Annotated in this window: 1 protein-coding gene and 2 tRNA genes; all 3 read right to left on the reverse strand. The window is 44.0% G+C overall.

Annotation, left to right across the window (positions count from 1 at the left end):
* Positions 1–103: 103 nt before the first annotated feature.
* A tRNA-Glu gene (locus EYR97_RS21735) sits at positions 104–179 on the reverse strand.
* A 141-nt stretch (positions 180–320) separates the two neighbouring features.
* Positions 321–396 (reverse strand) — tRNA-Ala (locus EYR97_RS21740).
* 87 nt (positions 397–483) lie between these two features.
* The gene (gene gltX, locus EYR97_RS21745) at positions 484–1,893 is read right to left on the reverse strand and encodes a glutamate--tRNA ligase (RefSeq protein ID WP_131095851.1); all 1,410 of its coding nucleotides are present in this window, start codon (positions 1,891–1,893) and stop codon (positions 484–486) included.
* Positions 1,894–2,212 lie beyond the last annotated feature (319 nt).

Consider the following 2,212-nt stretch of genomic DNA (forward strand, 5'->3'; position numbering starts at 1 on the left):
TGAGCTCTGCGAATCGAGCGACCTTATCCTTACCGAAACTTCCGTCCGAAGTTAAAAACTCCAGCCTATTTCACAGTATTAATCGACTGTGACGCGATGAATATGGCGTCCCCTAGGGGATTCGAACCCCTGTTACCGCCGTGAAAGGGCGGTGTCCTAGGCCTCTAGACGAAGGGGACAGAAATTTTGTTAGTGAAGCAACGCTTCACTAAATTTCGGTAAGGCGAGATGAGCTCTGCGAATCGAGCGACCTTATCCTTACCGAAATTTCCATCCGAAGTTTAAAACTTCAGCCTATAAAACCAAGCTCTGATGCGGCTTGGTGGAGCCAGGCGGGATCGAACCGCCGACCTCCTGCATGCCATGCAGGCGCTCTCCCAGCTGAGCTATGGCCCCGTCATAGTCCCAATCACATTTTGTGTGACTGTTCCGTGACAGCGGGGCGCATTCTAGGCATCCCCCCCTGTCATGTCAACGGTTTTTTTATGAATTTTCTCTGTTTGCTATAAAAGTAAGCGCTTTGTCGATTCTCTCACCAATTTTCTCTTTTGAAAGCAGATTCAAGGTGATATCCAACGACGGAGAATTACCGCCACCGGTTACCGCTACACGTAACGGCATACCTACTTTACCCATACCAACTTCTAGCTCTTCAGCCGTAGCATTAATAGCAGCTTGAATGTTCTCAGGGTTCCATTCTTCTATAGCCATTAATTTCGTTTTAACTAGCTCAAGAGGACCTTTCGCTACCGGACGCAGGTGCTTTTTCGCAGCGTTGGCATCAAAATCATCATAATCTTGATAAAAGTACGTCGAAATCTCTGCAAGTTCTTTAAGCGTCTTAACACGGTCTGCTTGAATAGCAATTATTGATTCAAGCGCAGGGCCCGCCGTTAAGTCTACACCCAAAGCATCAAAATGCCATTTAGCATGAGAAGCCACTTCACTTGCCGGTAACGACTTAATATAGTGTTGGTTCAACCAAATCAATTTTTCTGTATTAAATGCCGAGGCTGACTGGCCTATTGCATCTAAACTAAATTTCTCAATCATTTCCTCTAATGAGAAAATTTCTTGGTCGCCATGAGACCAGCCCAAGCGAACAAGATAATTAAGTACTGCTTGTGGCAAGAAACCGTCATCGCGATATTGCATAACGCTCACTGCACCATGACGCTTCGATAGCTTTTTGCCATCGTCACCCAAGATCATCGATACGTGTGCATACTCTGGCACTGGCGCACCAAGCGCTTCAAGAATGTTAATCTGGCGTGGTGTGTTGTTAATGTGATCTTCACCGCGTACAACATGTGTTATACCCATATCCCAATCGTCAACAACCACACAGAAATTGTAAGTAGGTGTGCCATCAGAACGTTGAATGATCAAATCATCAAGTTCCGTGTTACTAATTTCAATTTTGCCGCGCACGTGGTCGGTTATTACCACTTTGCCTTCGAGCGGGTTTTTAAATCGAATTACAAACGGTTGACCTTCAGGGTGATCTGTTCTGTCACGCCATGTACCAGGATAACGAGGCTTTTCACCGCGCTCTTTTTGCGCTTCGCGAATAGCATCTAGCTCTTCTGAGCTCATAAAGCATTTATATGCCTTGCCTTCATCAAGTAACTGTTGAATTAACTCTTTATAACGACCAAAACGATCGGTCTGATAAATAGGACCTGTGTCCCACGTTAAACCTAGCCATTGCATTCCATCTAAAATAGCTTGCTTGGCCTCTTCGGTAGAACGTTCGATATCTGTATCTTCAATACGAAGAACAAATTCGCCGCCTTTATTTTTAGCTAATAGCCAAGAATACAGCGCTGTACGTGCGCCACCTACGTGAAGATAGCCTGTTGGGCTAGGTGCAAATCGTGTTACAACCGACATGATCACTCTCTATAGTTGAAGAAATTCTAAAATTGCGCGCATTCTACCAGTGTATAAGCCACTTCAAAAGCCAGTTAACAACTATCAGTTCGTATTTATCTTCAAAGCACTATGCAAAACAACTCATTCCTAGCAGAATAAGAAGGTAGCTGCTTTGCACTTGTTTTTTGTTGAGCTGATTTTTTACCTATTTATTCAAGATTTAAACGAAGTGCTTAATTTTCAGGCACACAGTCATTTTTCTTTAATTTTATAGTTGACACTATCGGAACCGACTCTATAATACCGCCCCACTTGCTTCGGCAAGGTTTGAAAAAAG

It is taken from the genome of Alteromonas sp. KUL42, assembly GCF_006538325.1.
Lineage (GTDB): Bacteria > Pseudomonadota > Gammaproteobacteria > Enterobacterales > Alteromonadaceae > Alteromonas.